The organism is Nesterenkonia suensis (genome assembly GCF_054782935.1).
This window is the reverse complement of record NZ_BAAGRN010000001.1, coordinates 356,968-382,692: the sequence shown is the minus strand read 5'-3', so window position 1 is coordinate 382,692 and position 25,725 is coordinate 356,968. Positions and strand designations below refer to the sequence as shown.

Genomic DNA, 25,725 nt, shown 5'->3' with positions numbered 1-25,725 from the left:
TGGCCATGGCCACGACTCCGACCTCGCCCCCCACCGGCAGCACACGCCGCGGGCGGCCCGGCTATGACAGGGAAGGGCTCATCACCGTCTGCGTGGAGGTGTTCAACCGCCACGGCTATGACGCCACCTCGATGGGCACCCTCTCCCGAGAGCTGGGCATCTCCAAGTCCGCGATCTACCACCACGTCTCCTCCAAGGAGGAGATCCTGGACATCGCGCTGAGCCGGTCGCTGGCGGAGCTGGAACGGGTGGTCAGCGATGCCGCCGCGGCAGATGCTCCGGCCATCGAGGAACTGGAGACGATCATCCGAGAATCGGTGAAGGTGCTGACCGGTTCCCTGCCGTATGTGACCCTGCTGCTGCGGCTGCGCGGAAACTCGGAGCTGGAGGTCAAGGCGCTGCAGCGCCGGCGCGAGATCACTCTGCGCATCGCGGAGCTGATCCGCCAGGCTCAGCAGGAGGGGGATCTGCGCGCCGACGTGGACGCCCGCACCGCCTCCCGCCTGACGATGGGCATGGTGAACTCCCTCGTGGACTGGTATCGCGCGCAGGACGGGCAGCCCGATGAGGCCCTGGCCGATACGGTGAGGCACCTGCTGCTGGACGGCCTGCGCGCTCAGCACCGCTGACGCGGCAGATCCGCGCGCCTCTGCTCCCGAACCGCCCGTGCCGGCGCGCCTCCGCACCGACCTCAGCTCCCCGGCCTCGCCTACCCCGCCTGCCCTGCCTGCTTCCCCGGCCTCCGTTTCTCCTCAGCTCCCCGGCCTCGCCTGCCTCCCCTGTCTTCCCTGCCTCCCCTGTCTTCCCTGCCTCCCCTGTCTTCCCTGCCTCCCCTGTCTTCCCTGCCTCCCCTGGCGATGCTCATGACCCGCGCGCGTGTGTGTTGACCATCACATGCACCCTGCTATACTGAACGAACGGTCGGTAAATAAGGCGACGGAATCGAGGACCCCATGACGGCGCACCACACCCCCCAGCATGCCGACGGAGCACCCCTCCGCCTGGCGAACGACGCGGACGCGGCAGCCGCCGCGGACATCGCTGCGGCCGGACAGGCGCGGTTCGAGGAGCTCATCGCCGCCGACTCCCGCGTCGAACCCACTGACTGGATGCCCGAGTCCTACCGGAAGACCCTGGTCCGCCAGGTCTCCCAGCACGCCCACTCCGAGATCATCGGCATGCAGCCGGAGGGCAACTGGATCTCCCGCGCCCCCAGCCTGAAGCGCAAGGCGATCCTGATGGCCAAGGTCCAGGACGAGGCAGGCCACGGCCTCTACCTCTATTCAGCCGCCGAGACGCTGGGCACCTCGCGCGACGAGATGTTCACCCAGCTCTACACCGGCACAGCCAAGTACTCCTCGATCTTCAACTACCCCGCCCGCACCTGGGCCGACGTCGGCGCGATCGGCTGGCTCGTCGACGGCGCGGCGATCACCAACCAGGTCCCACTGTGCCGAGCCTCCTACGGACCCTACGGCCGCGCCATGGTCCGCGTGTGCAAGGAGGAGTCCTTCCACCAGCGCCAGGGCTGGGAGATCCTCTACACGCTGTCCCACGGGACCGACGAGCAGCACCAGATGGCCCAGGACGCCGTAGACCGGTTCTACGGGCCTGCCCTGCAGATGTTCGGCCCGCCGGACAGCGACTCTCCCAACTCGGGGCAGTCCATGGCCTGGAACATCAAGCGCTTCTCCAACGACGAGCTGCGCCAGCGCTTCGTGGACATGATCGTCCCCCAGGCCGAAGCCCTGGGACTCACGCTGCCGGATCCCGACCTGCAGTGGAACGAGGAACGAGGCCACTATGACTTCGGCGAACTGGACTGGGACGAGTTCTTCTCGGTGCTCAAGGGCAACGGACCACTGAGCCGCCAGAGGCTCGAGCACTACCGGCGGGCCCGTGACGAGGGCGCCTGGGTCCGCGAGGCGGCCGCCGCCTACGCCCGCCGTCAGCAGCAGGACCAGGCCGCCCTGATCGGCGCCTGAGCCCTTCGATCACGCTCGTGCCGCAGCCGGCTCTCGGCGCCGCAGACACGAGCCCACCCCAGGAAAGGCGAGGCCCATGACCTCCAGCGATCCCACAGCCATCGACCCCACAGACTCCGGCTCCTGGCCCCTGTGGGAGGTGTTCATCCGCTCCTCCCGCGGCCTCTCCCATGTCCACGCCGGGTCCCTGCACGCCCCGGACGCCACCATGGCGCTGCGCAACGCCCGGGACCTCTACACCCGGCGCAATGAGGGCACCTCGGTGTGGGTGGTGCCGGCCGAGGCGATCATGGCCTCCGACCCCGACTCCAAGGGCGGATTCTTCGAGTCCCCGCAGGGCAAGAGCTACCGTCACGCCACCTACTACACACAGTCGGAAGGGGTGAAGCACCTGTGAGCTTCGCATCCCACGACTCCGCGACCCGCCAGTCCCAGGGCGAGGCGATCACCCCGGAGGAGATCGCCGCCTCTGAGGCCGTCGCCGACGAGTCCACCGCACGCTACGCGCTGGTCCTCGGCGACGACGCCCTGATGCTCTCGCAACGACTCAGTTCCTGGATCTCCCGCGCCCCTGAGCTCGAGGAGGATGTCGCGCTGGCCAACATCGCCCTGGACCTGCTGGGCCATGCCCGCTTCCTGCTCACCTATGCGGGCACCGCCTGGGGGAAGACCGAGGACGATCTCGCCTATTTCCGCGATGAGGAGGAGTTCCGCTCCTGCCGGCTCGTGGAGCAGGAGAACGGCGACTTCGGTCGCACGATCGCCCGCCAACTGATCTTCAGCATCTACCAGCACCAGCTCTACAGCCGACTGGTCCACTCCGCCGACCCGACCCTGGCCGCCATCGCGGACAAGGCGCTCAAGGAGGTCCAGTATCACCAGGACCATGCCGCCCAGTGGACCCTGAGGCTCGGGCTGGGCACCGAGGAGTCCCATCGCCGTATCCAGGACGGGCTGGACTCGCTGTGGTCCTATGTGGAGGAGCTGTTCCTCGACGTCGACCCGATCCCCGCACTCGGCGACGTCGCGGTCCTGCCCTCCAGTCTGCGGGAGGACACCCTGCGTCAGCTGCAAGAGATGATCGAGGCCGCCGGTCTCACCGCACCGGAGATGTCCGGGGCCTACGGCTCCGATCGGACCGGACGGTTCTCCGAGCAGCGGGGCTACATCCTCGCCGAGATGCAGGTCCTCGCCCGCCAGCATCCCGGAGCGGCCTGGTGAGCATCGCAGTCCGGACCCGCCCCGGCAGGACGGAGGACGACATGAGCACACGCTATAAGACATCTGACCCTCGCCAGGCCTCCCGCATCGTGGCCGAGACCATGATGGCCGGCCACCCGTCGCTCGAGCCGACCAGTGAGAACCCGGCGCCGTCCCTCGACGACGGCAGGGAACGCACCGTGTGGGAGATCGCCGCCACGGTCAACGACCCGGAGATCCCGGTACTGTCCATCGAAGACCTGGGCATCCTGCGCGACGCCCGCCTGGAGGAGGACGGCACCGCCGTCGTCGTGATCACTCCCACCTACTCCGGCTGCCCGGCGATGGACACCATCACCAGCGATGTCCGCGAGGCGCTGCGCACCGCCGGGCATGAGCAGGTGCGCGTGGACACCGTGCTGCAGCCGGCCTGGACCACCGACTGGATGACTGAGGCTGGGAAGGCCAAGCTGCGCGCCTACGGGATCGCCCCGCCCACCGGCCGTGCCGCCGTCGGGCCGGTCTCGGTCGGGCTGAGCGTGAAGTGCCCCCAGTGTGACTCCCCGAACACCCGAGAGATGACCCGTTTCAGCTCCACCGCCTGCAAGGCTCTCTACCAGTGCCGCGAGTGCCTGGAGCCCTTCGACCACTTCAAGGTGCATTGATGCAGATCAAGACGACCAAGCGCCGTCGCGCAAAGTTCTCCACGCTGACCGTCTCCGAGGTGCGGCGGCTCACCCCGGACTCGGTAGAGGTCACCTTCGCCGTGCCGGAGGAGCTGCAGGACGACTTCGACTACGCCCCCGGCCAGTACGTGGCGCTGCGCGCGGAGATCGACGGTCAGCAGGTCCGACGGTCCTACTCGCTGTGCCAGGAGCCCACGCCCGGCGAGATCCGGATCGCCATCAAGCGGGATCTCGGCGGGGCGTTCTCCACCTGGGCCAATGAGCACCTCTCCCCCGGCGACACTCTGCAGGTGATGAACCCCTCCGGGACCTTCGTCTCCAAGACCGCCATCACCTCGATGAACCGGCCGGAGGAGCTCGCCGCCGAGGCGGTGGCGCAGCGTCCGGATGTGCACCTGGTCGCCTTCGCCGCCGGCTCCGGCATTACCCCGATCATGGCCATCGCGCGCTCGGTGCTCGCCGCCTCGGACAGCTCGACCTTCGACCTGGTCTACGCCAACCGCTCCGCCGGGGACGTGATGTTCGCCGAGGAGCTGGGCGACCTGAAGGACCGCCACCCCTCCCGGCTGGCGATCCACCACGTGCTCAGCCGCGAGCAGCGCATCAACCCGCTGCTGACCGGCCGGATCGACGTCGAGAAGCTCGGCGACCTGCTGGACAAGGTGCTCCGCGTGCCGGAGACCGATGAGTGGTTCCTCTGCGGCCCCTTCGAGCTGGTGCAGCTGGTCCGCGATCAGCTCGCCGCCCGCGGCGTGCCCGAGGAGAAGGTCCGCTTCGAGCTGTTCACCACCGGCCGCCCGGACCGCCCCGAGGGGCACCAGGGCCGGACCGTGGAGGCCGGCGCCGCCGACGAGACCGTGGAGATCGAGTTCACCCTCGACGGGCTGACCGGGCAGGTCAGCTCCCCGAAGGGCTCCGGGGAGACCGTGCTCAACGCCGCCCTGCGCTCCCGCTCCGACGTGCCCTTCGCCTGCGCCGGCGGCGTTTGCGGCACCTGCCGCGCCAAGGTGGTCTGTGGGGAGTTCGATATGGAGGAGAACTTCGCTCTCGAATCCGATGAGGTGGCAGCCGGCTATGTGCTGACCTGCCAGACCCGGCCCACCTCCGACAAGCTCGTGGTCACCTATGACGCCTGAGTCCGTCCCATCCACCCGAGGAGCCGCCCTGTGATCCGCACCCACCTCGACGACGGCCTGGCCGAGATCGTCCTGGACGCCCCGAAGAAGCTGAACTCCCTGGACGAGGAGGCGCTGTCCGCACTGGACGATGCCTACCGGCAGGCCGAGGAGGCCGGAGTCCGCGCGGTGCTGCTGCGCGGCGAGGGCAAGGGATTCTGTGCCGGGCGGGACATCTCCGGAGTGGACCCCGCCACCGACGACGCCCTGGGCTATCTGCAGGAGAAGGTCACCCCGGTGCTGCGCCGGATGGCCGCGTTCCCGGCCCCGACCTTCGCCGCCGTGCAGGGCCCCTGCCTGGGTGTGGGGCTGGGCCTGGCGATCGCCACCGACGTCGTCTATGTCTCCCAGGACGCGAAGATCGGCTCCCCCTTCGCCGCGCTGGGCGCCACCCTGGACTCCGGCGGCCACGCCCTGTTCACCGAGCGGCTGGGAGCCCACCGCACCCTGGACCTGATCTACACCGGAGACCTGCTCTCCGGCGCGGAGGCGGTGGCCTCCGGACTGTTCTCCCGCTCCCTGCCGCCCGAGGAGCTGGTGGACTTCACCCGCGAGAAGGCACGCCGGGCGGCCTCCGGCGCGACACTGGCGTTCCGCGAGTCCAAGGCGCTGGTGGCCCGGGTCCGCGACGAGCGGATCGGGCTGTGGGAGTCCCTCGAGGAGGAGAACCGGGCCCAGGGGCGACTCTGCGACTCCGCCGACTACGCCGAAGGTTTCGCCGCCTTCCAGCAGAAGCGCACGCCCACCTTCCGCGGCGAGTGACGGTCCGGGGTCAGTCCTCGTCGTCGCTCTCGTCTCCGTCGTCGTCAGTGTCGTCGTCAGTGTCGTCGTCAGTGTCAGTGTCGTCGTCCTGCCGGTACTCCTGGACCGGGACGTCCTCGAACCTCCACGGGTCGAAGCCCTCACGGTCCTCCCACTCGGACTCCACCGGCACGTCGATGGTCACCTGCTCGATGGAGACCAGAGGCCAGACCACGGTGACGACTCCCCGGACACCGTCGGCCGCACCGTAGTCACCCCCGAAGTACTGGTCCGCCATGGGCGAGTACCAGGGGAGGTCATCGATGATGAACTCGCCGTCCTCGTCGACCCCGGAGACGAACCCCTGCCCGCTCATCTCCAGCGGGAAGACCCGGCTGTCGCCGATCAGCAGGGTCACCGTATCGGCCTGTCCCCCGTCGGCCAGCGCATCGAGATCGTCCCGCTCGCCGCCGGGGCCGAAGCTGAACGGCCAGGCCAGCGAGCCTGAGCTGTCGTGGCCGTCCGCGTTCTGGGTGATCTCCACCGAGTGAGGGCCCACCAGCAGGTTGTCCACCTGATAGACCTCCTCCACGGCGACCTCCGCGGATCGGCCGTCCTCCGCGGTGACCTCCAGGACGTCGTCGGCCGCACCCACCGGGCCCTGCGGCTCCGCCGGCTCGCCGATCTGCTCCAGGTCGCTGAGGTCCTCCAGGTCCGGGAGCTCGAAGCGCAGCTCCACGCGTCGGTTCTGCGCCCGCCCCTCCTCGGTCTCGTTGTCCGCCACCGGCTCCTGGAAGTTCCGACCCTCCACGGTGATGTCGAAGCCGGAGAGGTCGGTGAGGTCGGTGAGGTCGTCGAACCGGTCATGCACCGAGGCCGCACGCCGCTCCGAGAGCGCCTGATTGTAGTCCTCGTCGAGCACGTCATCGGTGTGTCCGATGATGAACAGCTCGCCGCCGTCGAGACGCTCCAGCTCCTCGGCGGCGGTCTGCAGGATGGCGTCGGCGTCGTCATCGAGCTCGTGCTCGTCGACGTCGAAGAGCACGTCGGAGGCCATGGTCAGCGTGGCCTGGCCGTCGTCGTCGCGGATGGTCACGTCGCCGCCGTCGCGCTCCCGATAGATGTCGGCCGGGAAGATCCGCGGCTCGATCCGCTCCGCCGGGTCCTCCAGGTCTTCGAGCAGCGGGTAGGCCTCCAGGACTTCCGCGTCGAGGTCATCGGGGTCCAGGACCTCCACGCCCTCCACCAGCCCGAAGTACGGCAGCAGCAGCGCCGCCTCCTCGAAGCCGGCGTCTCCGAAGTAGGACACCCAGGTCGCACCCTGGTCCGGCAGGACCAGGTCACGGTCGAGCGCGAAGAAGTCCCAGACGTACTGGCCGTCCGAACTGACCGTGGTGAGCTGGATATCCATGGCGCCCGTGTCCACCAGCCGCACCTCCACCGAATTCTCGGTGTGGGATCTCGGTGTGGGATCTCGGTGTGGGATCTCGGTGTGGGATCTCGGTGTGGGATCTCGGTGTGGGATCTCGGTGTGGGATCTCGGCGTGTGGTCCAGATCCAGCGCCCCGTCCTCGCTGAGCAGGGTGAAGTCCATGCGTGAGGCCAGGAAGTCCTCGCCGTCGAACGTGGTCCTCACCAGCGGTTAGACGGTGACCTGCGCCTCGACCTCCTGGCCGTTGAGGAAGTCCCAGAGCGTGGTCCGGGCGGTCACACCCATGCCGTCGGAAAGCTCGTCCACACCCGAGTCGATCACGACCTCGCCCTCGGCCTCCACAGTGGGCTCGTCCGTGGGCTCGTCCGTGGGCTCACCGCCGGCGCTGTCCTCAGCGCCGTCCTCGTCTCCTCCCCCGTCCACGGGCGGATCGTCGCTGGTGGAGTCGAGGATCTCCTGGGAGGCCGCCGGTTCGCCGAGCGGCACACAGCCTGAGACGAGGAGCATCACCCATGCCGTCGTCGGGGCGGATCAGGTCCGTGGACTGCCTACCGTGGTCATGCCGTCCCCTTCCGCCACCCTGGAGCGCGTGGCGTTCACTATTGCATACGCTCAGTGGGGTGCCAAGGGGTGCAGGCCCCTCCGCAACGCCGACGATGCGCCCCCATGTCACCCCGACCTGATGGCGGGACCCCTCCCAGCGGGGAGGGGTCCCGCCATCAGGAGGAGGATGGGCTCAATGGCTCAGCGGCCCGACCGCCCGACGGCCCGACGGCCCGACGGCTCAGAGACTCACACCCAGTCCGGGGCCTTCTCCTTGGCCACGCGGGTCAGCACGTCATAGGTGGCGACAACCTCGTCGTGCTGGTTGTGGAGCACGGTGTCCCAGCGGACCTCGCCGTAGTCGTCGGTCTCCCGCGGGATGATCTGCTTGGCCGTCAGCGTCACGCGGATGGAGTCGTCATAGGTCACCGGAGTCTGGAAGGAGAGGTTCTCCAGGCCGGTGTTGGCCAGCACCGGACCCGGGGCCGGCTCCACGAACAGCCCGGCGGCCCAGGAGACCAGCAGGTAGCCGTGGGCCACCCGGCGCGGGAAGAACGGGTTGGCCGTCGCCGCCTCCTCATCCGTGTGCGCGTAGAAGGTGTCCCCGGTGGACTCGGCGAAGGCCAGGATGTCCTCCAGGCTCACCGTCCGCAGCCCCGAGGCGAACTGGTCGCCGATCCGCAGCTCCGCCAGCGACTTTCGGAACGGGTGGACTGCCTCGCCGGAGGCCACCGTCTCCGGAGTGGCCGTGGTCGCCCGTGCGCCGCGATGCCACACTCCGGTGACGCCGGTGAGCAGGTCCGGAGAGCCCTGGACGGCGGTGCGCTGCATGTAGTGCTTCACCGCTCGCACCCCGCCGAGTTCCTCGCCGCCGCCCGCGCGGCCGGGCCCGCCGTGGACCAGGTGCGGCAGGGGCGAGCCGTGGCCGGTGGAGGTCTTGGCGTCGTCGCGGTCCAAGAACAGCACCCGCCCATGGTGGGAGCCGATGCCGCGGGCGAAGACCGCTGCGGTCTCCGGGTCGTGAGTGCAGACGGTGGCCACCAGGGAGCCGCCGCCCAGTGCGGCCAGCTCCACGGCGTCGTCCACGTCCGCGTAGCCCAGCACCGAGGTCACGGGCCCGAAGGCCTCCACCGAGTGGACCTCCGGAGTGCGCGAGTCCTCGAAGGAGAGCACCGTGGGGGCGAAGAAGGCGCCGGTCTCGGCGTCGACCCCGTCGAGCTCGGCGTCCGGGCCGCCCAGTCGCAGGGTTCCACCGGCGCCGAGGAGGGTCTGCACCGCACGGCCGACCTCGGCCTGCTGGTCCTTCGAGGCCAGGGCGCCGACGGTCGTGGAGTCATCGCGGGGGTCGCCGAGCACCACGCGGGACTCCAGGCGGCTGCGCAGCGCCTCGACGACGGCGTCGACGTGCTCGCTGGGCACGATGGTCCGCCGCACGGCGGTGCACTTCTGCCCGGCCTTGGCGGTCATCTCCAGGGTCACCGACTTGATGAAGGCGTCGAACTCGGGGGTCCCCGGCCCGGCGTCGGGGCCCAGGATGGCCGCATTGAGCGAGTCGGTCTCGGCGGTGAAGCGGACGCCGCCCTCCTGGACGTTGCGGTGGGAGCGGAGCATCTGCGCCGTGGCCGCCGACCCGGTGAAGGCCACGTGGTCGCGATGGTCCAGGTGGTCGAGCAGATCCCGGGCGGAGCCGGAGATCAGCTGGATCGCGCCGTCGGGCACCAGCCCGGACTCCAGCATCAGCCGCACGCAGGCCTGGGTGACGTAGGCGGTCTGGCTGGCGGGCTTGACGATGGTCGGCACCCCGGCGATGAAGCTGGGGCCGAGCTTCTCCAACATACCCCAGACCGGGAAGTTGAAGGCGTTGATCTGAACCGCGACGCCGGTCAGTCGGGTGTAGATGTGCTCACCGAGGAAGGAGCCGTCCCGGGAGAGCTGCTCGACGGCGCCGTCGAGGATGACGTTGGCGTTCGGCAGCTCCTTGCGGCCCTTGGAGGAGAACACGCGCAGGGTGCCGATGCCGCCGTCGACGTCGATCAGGTGGTCCCGACGGGTGGCGCCGGTGCGGTCGGACAGCGCGTAGAGCTCCTCCTTGTGCTCGTCCAGGTAGGCCGCAATGTGCTTCAGCCGCAGGGCTCGCTGATGGATGGTCATCTCCCCCAGGCTGGCCTGGCCGGCGCTGCGCGCATGGTCGACGGCGGCACGGGTGTTCAGGCCGTCGGTGGAGATCCGGCACACCGGCTCCCCGGTGGAGGCGTCGTGGACCTCGGCGACCTTCTGCGGGCCCTCCGGGGTCCACCAGGAGTCCTGGATGTAGCTGGGCAGCAGGTCGACGACGGCGGCCTCGGCGGTGGGGGCAGTGGCAGTCATGGCGTCCTCTCGACGGCGGCGTAACTGACCGAACGGTCGGTAATCATGATCATCCTAACGTGATCACGGCCACTTTTCGAGGGGCGGACGCCACGGGAGCACCTCACCCCTCCGGGGCGGCATGCCGATGCTCGGCGTGATCGTCGAAGATCAGCGCCGTCTGCGTGGACTGCACACAGGACAGCGACTGGATCCGCTCGAAGATCACCCGGCGCAGCTCCTCGACCGTGCGCGTACGGACCAGCAGTACGGCGTCGTACTGCCCGCCCACCAGGGCCAGATGGCGCACCGCCGGCTCATCGGCGAGCGCCGAGCGCAACACCTCCCAGTCATCCTGCTTCAGCGTGAGGAACACATAGGCCGCCGTCGCGAGACCTGCGGCGCGGGGATCGATGACTGCCGTATAGCCACGCAGCACCCCCGCATCCCGCAGCCGGGCGATGCGCTCATAGGCGTTGGCCCGGGACAGGTGGAGCTCCTGGGCGATGCTGGTGACCGATTTCCGCGCATCCGCACTCAGTGCAGCCAGGATGCGATGGTCGACGGCGTCCAGCGGCCGCGTGCTCGACGAAGTGGTGTCCGGCAGACTGCTCATATCGCTGGACGATACCACTGCCAGATGCCCAACTGGAGAGCAGATCGTCCAACCGACAGCCCGCCGAGTGAGACGACGTCTTGGATGTCCGGCAGAGCTGGAGACCGCACCATGAGCTGGGTCACACTCGATACATCACCCGTGATGCACCCATGCCGCGACCACCGCGCCGGCGACACCTTCGAGGAGGCTGACAGCCATGACCCCCGGCACAGCACCAGCCGACGAGACCACCCCCACCGGGCAGGCCTCGTCGCACGCGCAGCAGCCCGAGCAGGCCGCCGACACCGGACAGGGCACCGGCGCCGGTCCCGCGAGCACCGACGTGGACCCGCGCTTCGCCCCGGACGTCCCGGGCCATGAGAAGGCCGAGCAGGCCACCCACATCTGGGAGACGAGCCGCCGCTTCGGGATCACCCCGGAGCAGTACATGCTCCCGGCCCAGCGCCAGATCCGCATGCTCTCCCCCGAGGGCACCCTGATCCCCGAGGACGAGCAGGGTACCAGCCCCGGCCACGAATACCCCATCCCCGAGGACGACGCGCTGCTGGCCGCCTACGAGGCGCTCGTCGTCGGCCGCCGCGTCAACGACCAGAACTACGCTCTGGTCCGCCAGGGCCGGCTCGCCGTCTACCCCTCCTCGCACGGCCAAGAGGCCTGCCAGGTGGGCGCCGCTCTCGCCCTGGGCGACGGTGACTGGATGTTCCCCACCTATCGGGACACCGTCGCGGTGATCACCCGCGGCGTCGACCCGCTGGAGGTGATGGTCTCTTTCCGCGGCGACTGGCACTGCGGCTACGACCCGCACCAGTACCGGATCTCTGCCCAGTCCACCCCGCTGACCACCCAGCTGCTGCACGCTGTCGGCGTCGCCCATGCCGCGAAGCTCCGCGGCGAAGACACCGTGGTGCTGGCCATGTGCGGCGACGGAGCCACCAGCGAGGGCGACTTCCACGAGGCGCTGAACTTCGCCGCCGTCTTCGAAGTGCCGGTGGTGTTCTTCGTGCAGAACAACGGCTACGCGATCTCCGTGCCGCTGTCCCACCAGACGGCCGCTCCGTCGCTGGCGCACAAGGCCATCGGTTATGGGATGGCCGGTGAACAGGTCGACGGCAATGACATGGTTGCCGTGCTGGCCACCCTGCGCCGTGCCGTGGACCTGGCCCGCGAGCACTCCATGCCGCTGCTGCTGGAGGCCACCACCTACCGGATGCAGGCCCACACCAACGCCGACGACGACACCCGCTACCGCGACGCGGACGAAGTGGCGCTGTGGAAGGAACGCGACCCGCTGCTGCGGATGAAGCGGTTCCTCTCCGGCAAGGGAGTGCTCGACGACGCCGTCGAGTCCCGCATCAGTGCCACGGCCGAGGAGGTGGCCGCCTCCCTGCGCCAGGCGATGACCACCGAGCCGGACATGGACCCGCTGGAGATCTTCGACCACGTCTACTCCGCCCCCACCGCCCAGCTGCGCGAACAGCGTGCGCTGCTGGCCGACGAGCTCGAGCGCAGCCAGGAGGACTGACCATGGCCCCCGCCACCGACACAGCCACCACCACCGAGAACATCGAGAACACCGGGAACACCGGGAACACCGAGAACACCGAGAACACCGCGGACGCCACCAGCCCCGGGGCCAGCGCGGCGCCGGCCGATGCGCCCGCCCCTCGGCCGGCGCCGAAGGCGACCACCTTCGCCGCCGCCTTGAACACGGCGATGTCCGACGCCATGGAGCACGACAACGCCGTCTGCGTCTTCGGCGAGGACGTCGGCACCCTGGGCGGTGTCTTCCGCATCACCGACGGGCTGACCCAACGCTTCGGAGAGAACCGGTGCTTCGACACGCCGCTGGCGGAGTCCGGGATCGCCGGCATGGCGGCCGGCATGGCGATCAACGGTATGAAGCCGGTGGTCGAGATGCAGTTCGACGCCTTCGCCTATCCGGCCCTGGAGCAGATCTTCAGCCACATCGCCAAGCTCGCCAATCGCACCCGTGGCCGTGTGCGCCTACCGATGGTCATCCGTGTGCCCTACGGCGGCGGCGTGGGCGGAGTGGAGCACCACTGCGACTCCTCCGAGGCCTACTACGCCCACACTCCAGGACTGAAGGTTTTCACTCCGGCCACTGTCGCCGACGCCTACCTGATGCTGCGCGAAGCCATCGACTCTCCCGACCCGGTGGTCTTCTTCGAGCCGAAGAAGCTCTACTGGACCAAGGAACCGGTGGACTTGGCCGTCCTGCGGCAGCGGTACGAGGCGGGGGCCACTGCTGACTCCGAGGTCGGCGTGGGCGCTGAGGGCCATGCCGTCGTCGTCCGCGAAGGCACCGACGTCTCGCTGATCAGCTACGGGCCCTCAGTGTCCGTGGCGCTGAAGGCCGCCGAGGCCGCGGCGGAGGAGGGAATCTCCGCGGAGGTCCTGGACCTGCGCAGCATCGTGCCCTTCGACGACGCCGCCCTGGCCGCCACCGTGGAGAAGACCGGCCGCGCCGTGGTGATCGCCGAGCCGCAGGGATTCGTCTCCGTGGCCGGGGAGATCGTGGCCCGGGTCCAGGAGCGTTGCTTCCACTCATTGGCCTCCCCGGTGAAGCGGGTGACCGGCTTCGACATCCCGTACCCGTCGCCGAAGCTCGAGGCTCACCACCTGCCCAGTGTGGAGCGGGTCCTGGACACCCTCGATGAGCTGCAGTGGGAGGACTGAGATGACTACCTTCAACCTGCCCGATCTGGGCGAAGGACTCACCGAGGCCACACTGCTGAGCTGGCTGGTGGACGAGGGCGACATGATCGAGGTCGACCAGCCGATCGCCGAAGTGGAGACCGCGAAGTCCTCCATCGAGGTCCCCTCTCCGTATGCGGGGATCGTCGTGCGCCTCCACGGCGGGGTCGGCGAGACCCTGATCGTCGATGAGCCGCTGATCACCGTCGACACCGACGGCAGCGGCGGACTCGACGACACCGGCTCGGCCGATGCGGGCCAGCACGGCACCGACTCCTCCGGTGCGCTGAGCTACCGTGAGGAGGAGCGCGCCGGGACGGCGCTTCCGGTCGACGACGCCTCCAGCCAGGAGGCCGACGAGGGATCGGGAAACGTGCTCATCGGTTACGGCACCTCCACCTCCGCCGGATCCCGCCGTCGCCGGCGTCGCGCCGGTGGCTCGGTCCAGTCACCCACCGGACCCCGCCCCGGAGGTGCCGGATCCGGGGGCTCTGAGCCTGCTCTCGCCGTGGCGGAGCGCCCCGCGCAGAAGGCGCCGCGAGTCTCCTCTCCGCTGGTCCGCAGACTGGCCCGAGAGCATTCCATCCCGTTGACCAGCCTGACGGGCACGGGCCCGGACGGGCTGATCGTCCGCGCCGACGTGCTGGCCGCCGTGGAGTCTGGCGGCGCAGCGCCCGCCCAGGGCCAGCAGACTGCTCAGGCCCCGCAGCAGGCGCCGGTGTCGACTGCCCCGGCGTCGACTGGCCCAGTGTCGACTGGCTCTACGTCGGCTGCCCCGGTCTCGGCGTCGCCGTCCCTGCCGGCCCCTGGTGGACTCGAGATCCGCGAGCGGGTCGCGGTGACCGGCCTCCGTAAGGCCGTGGCCACCACGCTCTCCCGCTCCCGGCGGGAGATCCCCGAGGCCACCGTATGGCAGGACGTGGATGCCACGGAGCTGCTGGCGCTGCGTGCCCGGCTGAAGCGTCAGGCGGAGGCCGCAGGCTCCTCCGCGCCCTCGCTGCTGGCGCTCATCGGCCGGTTCGTGCTGGCTGGGCTGTCCCGCCACCCGGAGCTGGCCACCCGGGTGGACACCCGGGAGGACGGCGAGCAGGAGATCGTCCACTTCGACGGGGTGAACCTGGGCTTCGCCGCCCAGACCGACACCGGACTGGTGGTGCCGGTGGTCCGGCATGCGGAGCGACTCTCCGCCCGTGAGCTGCACGGCGAGATCGGCCGGCTCGTGGGGGCCGCCCGCGACGGCTCCCTCTCCGGCAGGGAGCTCACCGGCGGCACGTTCACGGTGAACAACTACGGGGTCTTCGGCTCCGACGGCGCCACCCCGATCATCAACCACCCGGAGGTGGCGATCCTGGGGATCGGGCGCATCCTGGACCGCCCGTGGGCGGTGGACGGGGAGCTGACGGTGCGCAGCATCACCACCCTCACCCTGGCCTTCGACCACCGGGTCTGCGACGGCGGCACCGCCGGAGGGTTCCTCGACTTCGTGGCCCGCTGCGTGGAGGACCCCTCCACGGCGCTGGCAGATCTCTGACCCGGATCCACGGGCCGGATCCACGGGCCGGATCCACGGGCCGGATCCACGGGGCCGGATCCACGGGGCCGGATCCACGGGGCCGGATCCACGGGGCCGGATCCACGGGGCCGGCCCCTCGGACCGCCCGCAGGATCACTCGCACCCTGCACGACGGCCGGGGCACGGCCCGCCTCCGCGTGACGCCACGCGGCGGGGACCGTACCCCGGCCCCTCTCCATCGAGGAGTCATTGTCCCTCACATCCTAGACCGGGTGACGCGCGTCAGCCGCTTTCGATGGACGGGAGAATGACTCCTGGATGCAGGGGCCAGCAAGCCCTCACCCAAGCAGTCGCGCAAGGAGGCGGTCCACCGCCCCCAGCAGGCACGCCACCAGCAGGTATCCGCCGAGGATGGCCCCGATGTACACCCCGACCCCCGGGTACCCCATCCCGGGGACGTCGAGGATGTCATAGGGGTACCAGTCGATCAGCGGCCCGCGTCCGAGGGTGACGGCCAGCCAGCCCAACGGCACCAGCAGGGACAGCGCCATCACCTTCCCGGTGATGACTCCTCGCGGCCCGATCAGCAGCCAGACGGCCGGCACCAGGATCGGCACGATGACGTGCAGCACCGTGTCATTGACCCACCGCACCCCGGTGAGCACGTCCGGGCCTCGCAGCAGCAGGTTGAACACCACTCCGGTGATGATCACGCTCACCACGGCGCAGAGCCGCAGGGCATGGAAGACCGTGGAGGTGCGATGCACCCGGACCGCCAGCATCGCCGAGGTCAGGCAGGCCAGGAACCCGGAGAGCACTGTGAAGTAAGCGGGCTGGTTGAGGGTGTGCTCCCAACCGGCGGCGAATCCGCCGTGGTAGCCGACCCCGGCCGGCAGGCTGGTCTCCGTGGTCCACCCCAGGTACACGGAGGTCGCCAGGCCTCCGGCACACAGCAGCGCGACGACGGCGTGGAGGCCTCGCGCCGTCGTCGACTCCTCCCACCGAATGGAGCCGAAGGGTCGCGGCTCCACTGCGTCCTGCTGTGCGCTCAGGGCATCTCCTGTGTGCTCGTCGCCGGCCACGTCAGGGGATCCGTCTCAGATGGTCCACCTCAGGGACTCCACCTCAGGACATCCGGATCAGGAGGGCCGGCGGGTCAGTCCTGAGAGTAGTCGTAGAAGCCCCTGCCGGTCTTCCTGCCGAGCTCTCCACGGGCCACCATGTCCCGCATCAGCTGCGGCGGGGCGAAGCGCTCCCCCAGCTGGGACGCCAGATACTCGGCGATCCCGAGCCGCACGTCCAGGCCCACGATGTCGGTCAGCGCGAGCGGACCGATGGGGAACTTGTAGCCCAGCACCATGGCATTGTCGATGTCCTGCGGGCTCGCCACACCTTCCTCGACCATCCGGATGGCTTCGAGACCGATCGCGACCCCCAACCGGGAGGAGGCGAAGCCTGGAGCGTCGTTCACCACCACCGGCGTCTTGCCCAGTGCCTCCACCCACTGCGGACTGAGACCTGCGAGCTCCTCGCCGGTGGTCTCCGCGAGCACCACCTCCACGAGCTTGGAGGCCGGCACAGGGTTGAAGAAGTGCAGTCCGCAGAACCGCTCGGGGCGCTGCAGGTGCTCGGCCAGTCCGGTCACTGACAGCGAGCTGGTGTTGGTGGCCAGCCACGCCTCCGGGGACAGCTGCTGCTCCACACGGCGCAGTGAGGAGGTCTTCAGCTCCATGTCCTCCGGCACCGCCTCGATGACCAGCCCGCAGCGGGCGAAGGCGGTCACGTCGTCGGTGGTGGTGAGCTTCGCCGTCCAGTCGGTCAGCTCGCCGCTGATCTTGCCACGGTCCCGGGAGGCGGCGACGTCGGCCTCGATGCGTCCGCGGGCGGCCTCGGCCGCCTCCGCAGAGACGTCGACGACGACGACCTCCTCGGCTCCGGAGATCAGGAACGCGTGGGCGATGCCTCCGCCCATGCGCCCTCCTCCCAGGACGCCGACGACGGCGGGCAGGGTGGCGCCTCGGGCGGGCTCAACGGTCTGTGGGGTGCTCATGCGTCGTCTCCTGTGGTCTCGGCGGGCTCGTCGGCGGGCTTCTGGGCCTGCTGCTCGGCCTGGCGTCGCGTCCGATCCAGGAAGGCCTGCATGCGGTCGAACTTCGCCTCGGACTCGAAGAGGATCGCCTGGGCGAGGTTGTCGATCTGCGGGTGGGCCTCCCGCGGCATGTGGAAGACCTGCTTGGAGATCCGTACCGCCAGCGGGTCCTGCCTCGCGATGCGATCGGCGAGCGCATCGGCGGCCTCGAGCAGCTCCCCCGCCGGGTGCACGGCATGGAGGAGCCCATGGGCCAGGGCCTCCTCGGCGTCGAGGATGCGCCCGGCCAGCAGGATCTCCTTGGCCATGGCTTCCCCGGCGAGCTCGCGCAGCCGCCATAGGGCCCCGGCGGCGGGGATGATGCCCAGTCCGGTCTCCGGCTGGCCGATTCTCAGCTCATGCGTGCCGAGTCGGAAGTCGGCGGCCCAGGCGAGCTCGGCCCCGCCGCCGAGGGCGTAGCCGTCGAGGGCGGCGATGACCGGCATGGGCAGCTTGGCGAGGCGGTCGAAGGCGGTGGAGTTGACCCCGCGCAGGGCGTCGTCGCGGCGGCGTGCACGCAGCTGGCCGATGTCGGCTCCGGAGGCGAAGACTCCGGGCCGACCGGTCTGCGGCTCCGGGTCAGTGCCGGAGAGGAGGAGGATCTTCGGGTGATGCTCCAGGTGGGCGCAGAGCGCGTGGAGCTCGTCGACCATGGTCGCGTCGATGGCGTTGCGGACCTCGGGCCGGTCCAGTCGGGCATGGAGGCGGTCCTCGGCCTCGGTGACGCGGAGGGTGGTGAAGGCGGCGGCGTCGAGCCGGGGTCCGTTCTGGCCGGAGGCGTGCGGCGCAGGGGTCTCGGTCATGGTCACACCGCCTCCAGCAGCATCGCCGATCCCTGCCCGACTCCCACACACATGCTGGCCAGGCCGCGGCGGGCGCCTTCATCCTCCATGCGGCGGGCCAGGGTGAGCACGATGCGCGCCCCGGAGGAGCCCAGCGGGTGGCCCAGGGCGATCGCGCCGCCGTCGGCGTTGACCAGTGCGGGGTCCAGGCCCAGGCGTCGGATGCAGGCCAGGGACTGGGTGGCGAAGGCCTCGTTGAGCTCCACGGCCTCCACTGTGCCGATGTTCCAGCCGGCGCGCTCGAGGGCCCTGGTGCTGGCCGGCACGGGCCCCATGCCCATGATCTCGGGCACCAGCCCGGCGTTGGCCCCGCCGGCGATCCTGGCCCGCGGGGTGAGCCCGTACCGTTCGACGGCGGCTTCGGAGGCGACGATGACGGCGGAGGCGCCGTCGTTCAGGGACGAGGAGTTGCCGGCGGTGACCACATCTCCGCCGGCGACCACCGGTCGCAGGCCGGCCAGGTCTTCCATGCTGGTGCCGGGGCGCGGCCCCTCATCGGTGTCGACGACGGTCACTGCGCCCTTCCGGCCGGGCACCTCCACGGGAGTGATCTCGCGGGCCAGCCGGCCGGCGTCGACAGCGGCGACCGCCCGACGCTGGGACTCCACGGCGAAGGCATCGGCCTCCTCCCGGGTCACACCCTCCACGCGGGCGACCTCCTCGGCGGTCTCGGGCATGGAGTAGGTCCGCTTGTCGATGGTGAGGAACTTCGGGTTCACGAAGCGCCAGCCGATGGAGGTGTCGACGATCTCCCCGGGCTTGCCGAAGCCGCGGGTGGGCTTGGCCATCACCCAGGGGGCCCGCGACATGGATTCCACTCCCCCGGCGACGACGAGGTCCGCGGCACCGGCGGCGATCATGTGGTGCGCCTGAGCGATGGCGCTCATCCCAGAGGCGCACAGCCGATTGACGGTGATCCCCGGGACGGTCTCGGGGAACCCAGCCAGCAGCCAGGCCATACGGGCCACGTTGCGGTTCTCCTCGCCCGCGCCGTTGGCGTTGCCGAGGATGACCTCGTCCACAGCGGCGGGATCGATGCCGGCATCCTCGACGACCGTGCGCACCACCAGGGCGGCGAGGTCGTCGGGCCGGACGGAGGACAGCGCGCCGCCGTAGCGGCCGACGGGCGTGCGTGTCCCGGAGACGAGGAAGGCGGGGGTGGTCACGGGGTTCCTCCGACTGTCGGTGAGGGCTGCAGGGCGGCGGCAGGTCGCCGGACCGAAATTACTGACCGATCGTTCACCTGAACACTCTTCCACGCTCGGGCTGTGAGGTCAATCACCAGGAGGACGCCTGCGTCGCCCCCAGCGGGTCGCTCGCCCGGCGAGGCGGCCGACTGGCTAGGGTGAGGTGAGCCACGTCACTCAGGGATCACCCCTTCCCTGTCACTGACACCTCAGTCTCACCATCAAGGAGGATGCCGTGAACGCTGCCCCCTCAGGCCAGAAGCCCAGCGCGGGAGGCGGAGCCCTGCTCGGCCCCGTCATGCGACCGCTGAACACGTTGGTCGAGAAGCTGATCCCCTCAGCCCTGGTCTTCGCGATCGGGCTGACCGTCATCGTCGCCGTACTCGCCCTGCTGCTCACCGACGCCGGCCCGGTGCAGGTGGTCGAGGAATGGGGCCTCGGCCTGGCGGGCCTGCTGGAGTTCATGACGCAGATCGCGCTGATCCTGTTCCTGGGCTACATCCTGGCCAGCACCCGTCCGGTCCGTGCCCTGCTGCGCCGACTGGCCCAGGTTCCGCGGACCCCCATGCAGGCCTACCTGTTCGTGTTCCTGATCGCCGCCCTGGCCTCGCTGATCACCTGGGGGCTGGGACTCGTGGTGGGCGGCCTGATGGCCCGGGAAGTCGCCGAGCAGGCCCGCCGTCGGGAGATGCCGGTGCACTTCCCGATGCTGGTGGCCGCCGGGTTCTCCGGCTTCGTGGTGTGGCACATGGGGTATTCCGCCTCCGGACCGCTGACCGCCGCCACGCCGGACTCCTTCGTGGCCGATGTCCTCGGCGAGCCGCTGTCCATCACAGAGACGGTGTTCACCGGCTGGAACCTGATCGCCGCCGCGGTGACGATCCTCATGGTCGCCGGCGCACTGACGCTCATCGCGCCCCGCAACCCCCAGGACGTCGTCCCGCTGGGTGTGGACGCGCGCCTGCAGGACACGAAGGTCGACGACGCCGTCGTCACTCCGGCCGACCGCGTGGACGCCAGCCGCCTCCCCACGCTGCTGGTGGGGCTCATGCTGATCGGCTACCTGGTCATCCACTTCTCCGGTGGCGGCGGACTGACCCTGGACATCGTGAACTGGAGCTTCCTGACGCTGATCATGCTGCTGGTGCGCAGCCCCTTCGAGCTGCTGGCACTGACCAAGGAGGCCGCCGCGAATGTGGGGGACATCCTGCTGCAGTTCCCGCTCTACGCCGGGATCCTGGGCATCATGGCCGGCACCGGGCTGATGCAGGTGTTCTCCGAAGCGTTCGTGGCGATCTCCTCGGACCAGACCTTCGCCCTGTGGGCGTTCCTCTCCGCCGGGATCGTAAACTTCTTCGTCCCCTCCGGCGGCGGTCAGATCGCCGTGCAGGCGCCGATCCTGCTGGAGGCGGCCGAGTCCCTGGGCACCGATCCAGCGGTGGCGATCATGGCGGTGGCCTACGGCGACCAGTGGACGAACATGATCCAGCCGTTCTGGGCGCTGCCGCTGCTGGCCATCGCCGGGCTGAAGATGCGCGACATCCTCGGATATACCACGATCGTTCTCATCGCCTCCGGCCTCGTCTTCGCCGCGACGCTGCTGATCGTGTCGTAACTCCCTCCCGCCGTTGAGCTGGTGCGTTTCCGCCCGAATGAGGCCCTCCCGGGCGCCTTTGAGGCGGCAACGCACCAGCTCAACGGTTCCGCGGCGGCGCCATCACGGTGAGGGCCAGCTCCCCGGACTCGACCCGACGGCGATGCGAACGCGCCATGACGATCGCGACGAGCGGCCCCAGGAACGGCAGCGTGAACGCCAGAAGCCCCAGCACCAGCTTCCACCCGAAGGCCAGGCCCGGGCAGCGGAAGATCTCGACCAGCGCCCAGACGAGCAGGGCGAGGCTGAAGAGGCCTGCCCCGCCCGCGACGGCTTCGAACCCAGTGGGGACGAGCGGGTTCGCGGTCAGGAGCACCAGCGCGTCAGCAGTCATGGCCCCCACGGTACCCCCTCAGAACGCGTTGAGCTGGTGCGTTTCCGCCCGAATGACGCTCAACAGCGCCTGATTCCGGCGAAAACGCACCAGCTCAACGGTGGAGGAGGGGACTTACTGCAGCATCGTCTTGTCGTCGACGACGGCGCCCTTGAGCTTGCCGAACTCGGCCAGCAGATCCTCCGGGGTCATCCGAGACTTCCGCTCGGCGTCCACGTCGAGGATGATCCGGCCCTCGTGCATCATGATCAGCCGGTTCCCGACCTCCAGGGCCTGGACCATGTTGTGGGTGACCATCAGCGTGGTCAGGCCCTTCTCCTCCACCACGGAGCGGGTCAGCCGGGTGACCAGCTCCGCCCGCTGCGGATCCAGGGCGGCGGTGTGCTCGTCCAGCAGCAGCACCCGGGGATCGGAATAGGTGGCCATCAGCAGGCTCAGCGCCTGCCGCTGCCCGCCGGAGAGCAGCCCGACCTTGGTCTTCAGCCGCCTCTCCAGTCCCAGCTCCAGCTGCGTGAGCGCCTCGGCGAACCGTTCCCGCTTCGCCTTGGTCACACCCCGGGCCAGCCCACGGGCCTTGCCGCGACGGTCGGCCAGGGACAGATTCTCCTCGATGGTGAGGTTCGGTGCGGTGCCGGCCATCGGGTCCTGGAACACCCGGCCCACCATCGCGGCCCGCTGGTGCTCCTTGAGTCGGCTGACGTTCTTGCCGTCCAGGGAGACGACCCCCGAGTCCTGGATGATGCGTCCGGCCACAGTGTTCAGCAGAGTGGATTTTCCGGCGCCGTTCGAGCCGATCACGGTGACGAAGTCCCCTTCGGCCATCTCCAGGTCGACGTCGACCAGGGCACGACGCTCGTTGACGGTCCCGGGGAAGAACGTCTTGGCCACAGATGCGATGCTCAGCATGTCAGGCTCCCTTCGTGCCGGCGCCGGCCGGGGCGTCGGAGGTCGTCGTGGTCTCGGCCGCCGCGGCGAGCGACGACCGGCCCTTGCGCCGTCGAGTCAGCGTCGCGAAGCCCTTCCACTGCGGCAGCAGCAGGGCGGCCACCACCAGCGCCGCGGACATCAGCTTCATATCGTTCGGGTTCAGCCCCACGTTCAGCGCCAGCTGGATGGCCAGCCGGTAGATGACCGCGCCGAACACCACCGCCAGGGTCGCCTGGAAGACGGTGCGCGAGCCGAAGATCGCCTGGCCGACGATGACCGAAGCCAGACCGACGAGGATCAGACCGATCCCCATGCCGATGTCGGCGAAGCCCTGGTGCTGGGCGACCACGGCACCGGAGATGCCCACCAGGCCGTTGGAGAGCATCAGTCCGGTGATCTTCTGCCGGTCGGTGGAGACCGCGAAGGAGCGGATCATCTGCTCATTGTCACCGGTGGCCTGCAGGGCCAGACCGTTGTCCGTGTGCAGATACCAATCCATGATGAGTTTGAAGATCACGGCGACGGCGGCCAGCACCAGCACCGAGGTCCAGCCGACGCCGGCGAGGCTGCGCAGGCCGCTGATCATGGTGTCCTGCCCCAGCAGGGGCACATTGGCCCCGCCCATGATCCGCAGATTGATCGAATACAGCCCGATCATCGTCAGGATGCCGGCCAGCAGGCCGTTGATGTTCCCCTTGGTGTGCAGCAGCCCGGTGATCAGGCCGGCCAGGCATCCGACGACGAACGCCGCCGCCGTCGCCAGGAAGGGGTTGACTCCGTTGGTGATCAGGATCGCCGCCGTCGCCGCACCCGAGGTGAACGAGCCGTCCACCGTCAGGTCCGGGAAGTTCAGGATCCGGAAGGTCAGGTACACGCCCAGGGCCATGATCGCGTAGATCAGCCCGAGCTCCAATGCTGTGATCATGTGTCCTCATTCGCCGCCATCGGACGGGTCGCGCCCGACGACGTGTCCACGTCCGTCCAGGGGTCGGGCACCGGATCAGCCTGGTGAGGCGGCCCGGTGCCCGTCCTGGTGCTCAGATGTATTGTGCGATCCTCCGCGGGAGAGCTCCCGAGCAGGTCACTCGTCGTCGTTCTCGTCGTCGTTCTCGTCGTCGCTTTCGCCCTCGTCACCCTCGTCGTCTTCGTCAGACTCCTCGTCGTCCTCGGGGTCCAGCTCCTCGAGGTCCTCGCCGACTACGCCGTCGGCCCGGTCGAGCAGCTGGTCATCGAGCTCGATGCCCATCAGCTCGGCGGCCTCCGGGTTGACGACCAGCTCGAGGACCTCACCGGTCTCCACGGGCATCTCGGCGGGGTCCGCCCCGTCCTGCAGGATGCGCAGGGCCATCTCCCCGGCCTGGCGGCCCAGGGTCTCGTAGTTGATGCCGTAGGTGGCCAGCGCACCGCGCTGCACCGAGTCGCCCTCTGCCGCGATGACGGGGATCTCGTTCTGGTGCGAGTACTGCAGCACCGATTCCAGGGCGGAGACGACGGCGTTGTCGGTGGGCACGTAGATGGCGTCCACACTCAGCGACTCGACGCCCTGCTGGACCTCGGAGGAGTTCGAGACGGTGGCCTCCTGGATCTCCAGGCCCAGCTCCTCGGCGGCCTCGTGTGCCAGCTCCACCTGGACGGCTGAGTTGACCTCCCCGGAGGAGTAGACGATGCCGACGGACTCCACGTCCGGGGCGATCTCCGTGAGCAGCTCGAGCTGGTCGGCCACCGGGTTCATGTCCGAGGCGCCGGTGACGTTGCCGCCGGGAGCGTCCCAGGAGTCCACCAGGCCGGCTTCCTCGGGCTCGGTCACCGCGGAGAAGACGATGGGGATGTCGGTGATCGACTGGGCGGCCGCCTGGGCGGTGGGGGTGGCGATCGCGTGGACCAGGTCGTGGCCCGCGGTCGCGAACGTGCCGGCGATGTTGGAAGCGGTGGCCTGCTCGCCCTGGGCGTTCTGCTCGTCCCAGTCCACCTCCACTCCGGCGTCCTCGAAGGCTGCCTTGAAGCCGTCACGGGCGGCGTCCAGGGACGGGTGGGCGACGATCTGGGTGATGCCGATGGAGTAGCTGTCGCCGTCGCCGCCGCCGTCGTCCTCTCCCTCGCCGCCGTCGCAGGCGGTGATCAGCAGAGCGGCGGCAGCCGTGGCGGCCGAGAGCTTCAGAATGGTGCTGTGGTGTCGCATGGGGGTTCTCCTCATCTGTGGTGCGGATCAGTCATCAGCGCTGGTGAGCGATCCATGACTGACATCATGCGCGACGTCGGGGTCAGTTGTCTGCCCTGGGCGGGCGTGTCAGCGCATCGGACGGGTGAGCGCGAGCTCCTCGCGCTCCGCGTCGTCGTTGAGATCGATTCCCTGCAGGTGCTTCGGGACCACCGAGACGGCCACAAAGGACATGACCGCCAGGGCGGCGATGTACACCCCGATCAGCCAGGACCTGCCGGTGGTGTCCAGGATGGTCTGGGCGATGGTGGCGGCGAAGGCTCCTCCGATGATGGAGCCCAGCGCATAGCCGATGGAGACCCCGGAGAATCGGATCGAGACCGGGAACATCTCGGCGTAGAGGGCGGACTGTGGGCCGTAGGACGGGCCGAGACCCACGGTGAGCAGGAAGATCGCGGCGGCGAACAGCGGCAACGAGGCGGTGTCCAGCAGGAACCACATCGGCACGGCCCAGACGATGATGATGCCGTAGCCGATCTGGAACGTCCGCACGCGGCCGATGCGGTCGGAGACCCATCCGCCGAAGAGCGTGAAGATGAACCAGCCGACACCGCCGATGAGTGAGGCGATCAGCGTCTCGGTGCGCTCCATCCCCAGGTGGTTCACTCCGTAGGCGGCGAAGAAGGCGATCACCAGGTAGCCGGCGGCGTTGTTCGCCGCGAAGATCAGTGCGGCGAGGAAGGTGTACTTCTTATGGGTGGTCACCAGCTCCTTGAGCGGCGCCGAGGACTCCTTCTTGCGCTCCTTCATCTCGGTGAAGACCGGGGACTCATCGACCTTCATCCGGATCAGGTAGCCGACGATGATCAGCACGAAGGAGAACAGGAACGGCACACGCCAGCCCCACTCCAGGAACTGCTCCTCGGTGGTGAGTGCGTTGAGGCCGAACATGAACCCGGTGGCCAGCAGCATGCCCAGCGGCACACCGATCTGGGGGTAGGCGCCGAACAGGCCACGCTTATGCCGTGGCGCGTGCTCCACCGACAGCAGCGCCGCACCGCCCCACTCTCCGCCGGCGGAGAGGCCCTGCAGGATGCGGAGGAGGATGAGGATCACCGGGGCGGCGATGCCCAGGGTGGCGTAGGTGGGCAGCAGGCCGATCAGCACCGTGGCCCCGCCCATACCCATCAGCGTGACCACCAGGACGATCTTGCGCCCGAACTGATCGCCCAGCCACCCGGCGAGCACTGCACCTAACGGGCGGAAGAGGAAGGAGATGCCCACCGACGCCCAGGCGATGATCTGCGCCAGCGCCTGGTTCTCCGCACCGAGCGGCTCGAAGTACAGCACGGCGAGCACGAACCCTGCCGCCTGCGCATAGATGAAGAAGTCGTACCACTCGATGGTGGTGCCCACGAGGGTTCCGGCGAGGACCTTCTTCTCCTCGCGGGTCATCTCATGGCCTTCGGTGCTGAGGTAGATCGTCTGGCTCATGTCGTCTCCGGGTGCGGGTCGGTGCGGGCATGCCGCCGGCGTCGAG

Annotated in this window: 24 protein-coding genes; 11 read left to right on the top strand and 13 right to left on the bottom strand. The window is 69.4% G+C overall.

Translation table 11 applies throughout. The features are described from left to right. The first annotated feature begins 5 nt into the window (after window positions 1-5). The 7 genes from ACYVKI_RS01635 to ACYVKI_RS01605 all read left to right on the top strand — a co-directional run bounded on the left by ACYVKI_RS01635 (window position 6) and on the right by ACYVKI_RS01605 (window position 5,808). The gene (locus ACYVKI_RS01635) at window positions 6-629 is read left to right on the top strand and encodes a TetR/AcrR family transcriptional regulator (RefSeq protein ID WP_460688601.1); all 624 of its coding nucleotides are present in this window, start codon (window positions 6-8) and stop codon (window positions 627-629) included. A gap of 324 nt (window positions 630-953) precedes the next feature. Continuing rightward, window positions 954-1,985: a 1,2-phenylacetyl-CoA epoxidase subunit PaaA gene (gene paaA / locus ACYVKI_RS01630; protein ID WP_460688600.1), complete on the top strand. Its 1,032-nt coding sequence runs from the start codon at window positions 954-956 to the stop codon at window positions 1,983-1,985. A gap of 76 nt (window positions 1,986-2,061) precedes the next feature. Beyond that, window positions 2,062-2,382, top strand: coding sequence for a 1,2-phenylacetyl-CoA epoxidase subunit PaaB (paaB, locus tag ACYVKI_RS01625; protein WP_460688599.1), 321 nt, complete (start codon window positions 2,062-2,064; stop codon window positions 2,380-2,382). After that, window positions 2,379-3,206, top strand: a complete 828-nt coding sequence (gene paaC / locus ACYVKI_RS01620) for a 1,2-phenylacetyl-CoA epoxidase subunit PaaC (RefSeq protein WP_460688598.1) — start codon at window positions 2,379-2,381, stop codon at window positions 3,204-3,206. Before paaB ends, paaC begins: the two co-directional genes overlap by 4 nt. Window positions 3,207-3,247: 41 nt before the next feature. Beyond that, window positions 3,248-3,850: a 1,2-phenylacetyl-CoA epoxidase subunit PaaD gene (paaD, locus tag ACYVKI_RS01615; RefSeq protein WP_460688597.1), complete on the top strand. Its 603-nt coding sequence runs from the start codon at window positions 3,248-3,250 to the stop codon at window positions 3,848-3,850. Further along, window positions 3,850-5,007, top strand: coding sequence for a 1,2-phenylacetyl-CoA epoxidase subunit PaaE (gene paaE, locus ACYVKI_RS01610; RefSeq protein ID WP_460688596.1), 1,158 nt, complete (start codon window positions 3,850-3,852; stop codon window positions 5,005-5,007). Before paaD ends, paaE begins: the two co-directional genes overlap by 1 nt. Before the next feature lie 30 nt (window positions 5,008-5,037). Next, window positions 5,038-5,808: an enoyl-CoA hydratase/isomerase family protein gene (locus ACYVKI_RS01605; protein WP_460688595.1), complete on the top strand. Its 771-nt coding sequence runs from the start codon at window positions 5,038-5,040 to the stop codon at window positions 5,806-5,808. A 10-nt stretch (window positions 5,809-5,818) separates the two neighbouring features. Here ACYVKI_RS01605 and ACYVKI_RS01600 read toward each other — a convergent pair whose 3' ends face one another. The 4 genes from ACYVKI_RS01600 to ACYVKI_RS01585 form a co-directional block, all read right to left on the bottom strand. After that, window positions 5,819-7,423 (bottom strand): OmpA family protein, encoded by a 1,605-nt coding sequence (locus ACYVKI_RS01600; RefSeq protein ID WP_460688594.1) that lies wholly within the window; start codon window positions 7,421-7,423, stop codon window positions 5,819-5,821. A gap of 6 nt (window positions 7,424-7,429) precedes the next feature. Then, entirely contained in the window at window positions 7,430-7,726 is a 297-nt protein-coding gene (locus ACYVKI_RS01595; protein ID WP_460688593.1) for a hypothetical protein, read from the bottom strand. 285 nt (window positions 7,727-8,011) lie between these two features. Further along, the gene (gene paaZ / locus ACYVKI_RS01590; RefSeq protein WP_460688592.1) at window positions 8,012-10,129 is read right to left on the bottom strand and encodes a phenylacetic acid degradation bifunctional protein PaaZ; all 2,118 of its coding nucleotides are present in this window, start codon (window positions 10,127-10,129) and stop codon (window positions 8,012-8,014) included. A gap of 103 nt (window positions 10,130-10,232) precedes the next feature. After that, on the bottom strand, window positions 10,233-10,724 hold the full coding sequence (locus ACYVKI_RS01585) for an Lrp/AsnC family transcriptional regulator (RefSeq protein WP_460688591.1): 492 nt from the start codon (window positions 10,722-10,724) through the stop codon (window positions 10,233-10,235). A gap of 199 nt (window positions 10,725-10,923) precedes the next feature. Here ACYVKI_RS01585 and pdhA point away from each other — a divergent pair, with 199 nt between their 5' ends. The 3 genes from pdhA to ACYVKI_RS01570 are packed head-to-tail and all read left to right on the top strand — an operon-like array spanning window position 10,924 to window position 14,973. Further along, on the top strand, window positions 10,924-12,249 hold the full coding sequence (gene pdhA / locus ACYVKI_RS01580; protein WP_460688590.1) for a pyruvate dehydrogenase (acetyl-transferring) E1 component subunit alpha: 1,326 nt from the start codon (window positions 10,924-10,926) through the stop codon (window positions 12,247-12,249). A 2-nt stretch (window positions 12,250-12,251) separates the two neighbouring features. Beyond that, on the top strand, window positions 12,252-13,424 hold the full coding sequence (locus ACYVKI_RS01575) for an alpha-ketoacid dehydrogenase subunit beta (protein ID WP_460688589.1): 1,173 nt from the start codon (window positions 12,252-12,254) through the stop codon (window positions 13,422-13,424). Between the two features lies 1 nt (window position 13,425). Continuing rightward, a complete protein-coding gene (locus ACYVKI_RS01570; protein WP_460688588.1) occupies window positions 13,426-14,973 on the top strand; it encodes a dihydrolipoamide acetyltransferase family protein in 1,548 nt (515 codons plus the stop codon). Between the two features lie 320 nt (window positions 14,974-15,293). Here ACYVKI_RS01570 and ACYVKI_RS01565 read toward each other — a convergent pair whose 3' ends face one another. The 4 genes from ACYVKI_RS01565 to ACYVKI_RS01550 all read right to left on the bottom strand — a co-directional run bounded on the left by ACYVKI_RS01565 (window position 15,294) and on the right by ACYVKI_RS01550 (window position 19,091). Beyond that, window positions 15,294-16,037 carry a Pr6Pr family membrane protein gene (locus tag ACYVKI_RS01565; RefSeq protein WP_460688587.1) on the bottom strand — a complete coding sequence of 248 codons (744 nt, stop codon included), beginning with the start codon at window positions 16,035-16,037 and terminating at the stop codon, window positions 15,294-15,296. A gap of 74 nt (window positions 16,038-16,111) precedes the next feature. Next, window positions 16,112-17,005: a 3-hydroxyacyl-CoA dehydrogenase family protein gene (locus ACYVKI_RS01560; protein ID WP_460688586.1), complete on the bottom strand. Its 894-nt coding sequence runs from the start codon at window positions 17,003-17,005 to the stop codon at window positions 16,112-16,114. Continuing rightward, window positions 17,002-17,886 carry an enoyl-CoA hydratase/isomerase family protein gene (locus tag ACYVKI_RS01555; RefSeq protein ID WP_460688585.1) on the bottom strand — a complete coding sequence of 295 codons (885 nt, stop codon included), beginning with the start codon at window positions 17,884-17,886 and terminating at the stop codon, window positions 17,002-17,004. The genes ACYVKI_RS01560 and ACYVKI_RS01555 overlap by 4 nt, the downstream gene beginning before the upstream one ends. A 2-nt stretch (window positions 17,887-17,888) precedes the next feature. Then, the gene (locus tag ACYVKI_RS01550; RefSeq protein WP_460688584.1) at window positions 17,889-19,091 is read right to left on the bottom strand and encodes a thiolase family protein; all 1,203 of its coding nucleotides are present in this window, start codon (window positions 19,089-19,091) and stop codon (window positions 17,889-17,891) included. A gap of 319 nt (window positions 19,092-19,410) precedes the next feature. Here ACYVKI_RS01550 and ACYVKI_RS01545 point away from each other — a divergent pair, with 319 nt between their 5' ends. Next, a complete protein-coding gene (locus ACYVKI_RS01545; protein ID WP_460689377.1) occupies window positions 19,411-20,727 on the top strand; it encodes a short-chain fatty acid transporter in 1,317 nt (438 codons plus the stop codon). A 79-nt stretch (window positions 20,728-20,806) separates the two neighbouring features. On the opposite strand, the gene ACYVKI_RS01540 is transcribed toward ACYVKI_RS01545, so the two are convergent. The 5 genes from ACYVKI_RS01540 to ACYVKI_RS01520 all read right to left on the bottom strand — a co-directional run bounded on the left by ACYVKI_RS01540 (window position 20,807) and on the right by ACYVKI_RS01520 (window position 25,679). Continuing rightward, window positions 20,807-21,100 carry a hypothetical protein gene (locus ACYVKI_RS01540; RefSeq protein ID WP_460688583.1) on the bottom strand — a complete coding sequence of 98 codons (294 nt, stop codon included), beginning with the start codon at window positions 21,098-21,100 and terminating at the stop codon, window positions 20,807-20,809. A 114-nt stretch (window positions 21,101-21,214) separates the two neighbouring features. Continuing rightward, the gene (locus tag ACYVKI_RS01535) at window positions 21,215-22,006 is read right to left on the bottom strand and encodes an ABC transporter ATP-binding protein (protein ID WP_460688582.1); all 792 of its coding nucleotides are present in this window, start codon (window positions 22,004-22,006) and stop codon (window positions 21,215-21,217) included. Between the two features lies 1 nt (window position 22,007). After that, window positions 22,008-22,952 (bottom strand): ABC transporter permease, encoded by a 945-nt coding sequence (locus ACYVKI_RS01530; protein ID WP_460688581.1) that lies wholly within the window; start codon window positions 22,950-22,952, stop codon window positions 22,008-22,010. Between the two features lie 156 nt (window positions 22,953-23,108). After that, on the bottom strand, window positions 23,109-24,206 hold the full coding sequence (locus ACYVKI_RS01525; RefSeq protein WP_460688580.1) for an ABC transporter substrate-binding protein: 1,098 nt from the start codon (window positions 24,204-24,206) through the stop codon (window positions 23,109-23,111). Window positions 24,207-24,314: 108 nt separating this feature from the next. Then, window positions 24,315-25,679, bottom strand: a complete 1,365-nt coding sequence (locus ACYVKI_RS01520) for an MFS transporter (protein WP_460688579.1) — start codon at window positions 25,677-25,679, stop codon at window positions 24,315-24,317. Window positions 25,680-25,725: the final 46 nt, after the last annotated feature.

Excerpts from the sequence above, each read along its gene's own strand:
- ACYVKI_RS01635 (WP_460688601.1), top strand. The coding sequence starts at position 6 with ATGGCCACGACTCCGACCTCGCCCCCCACCGGCAGCACACGCCGCGGG.
- paaA (WP_460688600.1), top strand. The coding sequence starts at position 954 with ATGACGGCGCACCACACCCCCCAGCATGCCGACGGAGCACCCCTCCGC.
- paaB (WP_460688599.1), top strand. The coding sequence starts at position 2,062 with ATGACCTCCAGCGATCCCACAGCCATCGACCCCACAGACTCCGGCTCC.
- paaD (WP_460688597.1), top strand. The coding sequence starts at position 3,248 with ATGAGCACACGCTATAAGACATCTGACCCTCGCCAGGCCTCCCGCATC.
- paaE (WP_460688596.1), top strand. The coding sequence starts at position 3,850 with ATGCAGATCAAGACGACCAAGCGCCGTCGCGCAAAGTTCTCCACGCTG.
- ACYVKI_RS01595 (WP_460688593.1), bottom strand. The coding sequence starts at position 7,726 with ATGCTCCTCGTCTCAGGCTGTGTGCCGCTCGGCGAACCGGCGGCCTCC.
- paaZ (WP_460688592.1), bottom strand. The coding sequence starts at position 10,129 with ATGACTGCCACTGCCCCCACCGCCGAGGCCGCCGTCGTCGACCTGCTG.
- ACYVKI_RS01585 (WP_460688591.1), bottom strand. The coding sequence starts at position 10,724 with ATGAGCAGTCTGCCGGACACCACTTCGTCGAGCACGCGGCCGCTGGAC.
- pdhA (WP_460688590.1), top strand. The coding sequence starts at position 10,924 with ATGACCCCCGGCACAGCACCAGCCGACGAGACCACCCCCACCGGGCAG.
- ACYVKI_RS01575 (WP_460688589.1), top strand. The coding sequence starts at position 12,252 with ATGGCCCCCGCCACCGACACAGCCACCACCACCGAGAACATCGAGAAC.
- ACYVKI_RS01570 (WP_460688588.1), top strand. The coding sequence starts at position 13,426 with ATGACTACCTTCAACCTGCCCGATCTGGGCGAAGGACTCACCGAGGCC.
- ACYVKI_RS01560 (WP_460688586.1), bottom strand. The coding sequence starts at position 17,005 with ATGAGCACCCCACAGACCGTTGAGCCCGCCCGAGGCGCCACCCTGCCC.
- ACYVKI_RS01555 (WP_460688585.1), bottom strand. The coding sequence starts at position 17,886 with ATGACCGAGACCCCTGCGCCGCACGCCTCCGGCCAGAACGGACCCCGG.
- ACYVKI_RS01545 (WP_460689377.1), top strand. The coding sequence starts at position 19,411 with ATGCGACCGCTGAACACGTTGGTCGAGAAGCTGATCCCCTCAGCCCTG.
- ACYVKI_RS01540 (WP_460688583.1), bottom strand. The coding sequence starts at position 21,100 with ATGACTGCTGACGCGCTGGTGCTCCTGACCGCGAACCCGCTCGTCCCC.
- ACYVKI_RS01535 (WP_460688582.1), bottom strand. The coding sequence starts at position 22,006 with ATGCTGAGCATCGCATCTGTGGCCAAGACGTTCTTCCCCGGGACCGTC.
- ACYVKI_RS01530 (WP_460688581.1), bottom strand. The coding sequence starts at position 22,952 with ATGATCACAGCATTGGAGCTCGGGCTGATCTACGCGATCATGGCCCTG.
- ACYVKI_RS01525 (WP_460688580.1), bottom strand. The coding sequence starts at position 24,206 with ATGCGACACCACAGCACCATTCTGAAGCTCTCGGCCGCCACGGCTGCC.
- ACYVKI_RS01520 (WP_460688579.1), bottom strand. The coding sequence starts at position 25,679 with ATGAGCCAGACGATCTACCTCAGCACCGAAGGCCATGAGATGACCCGC.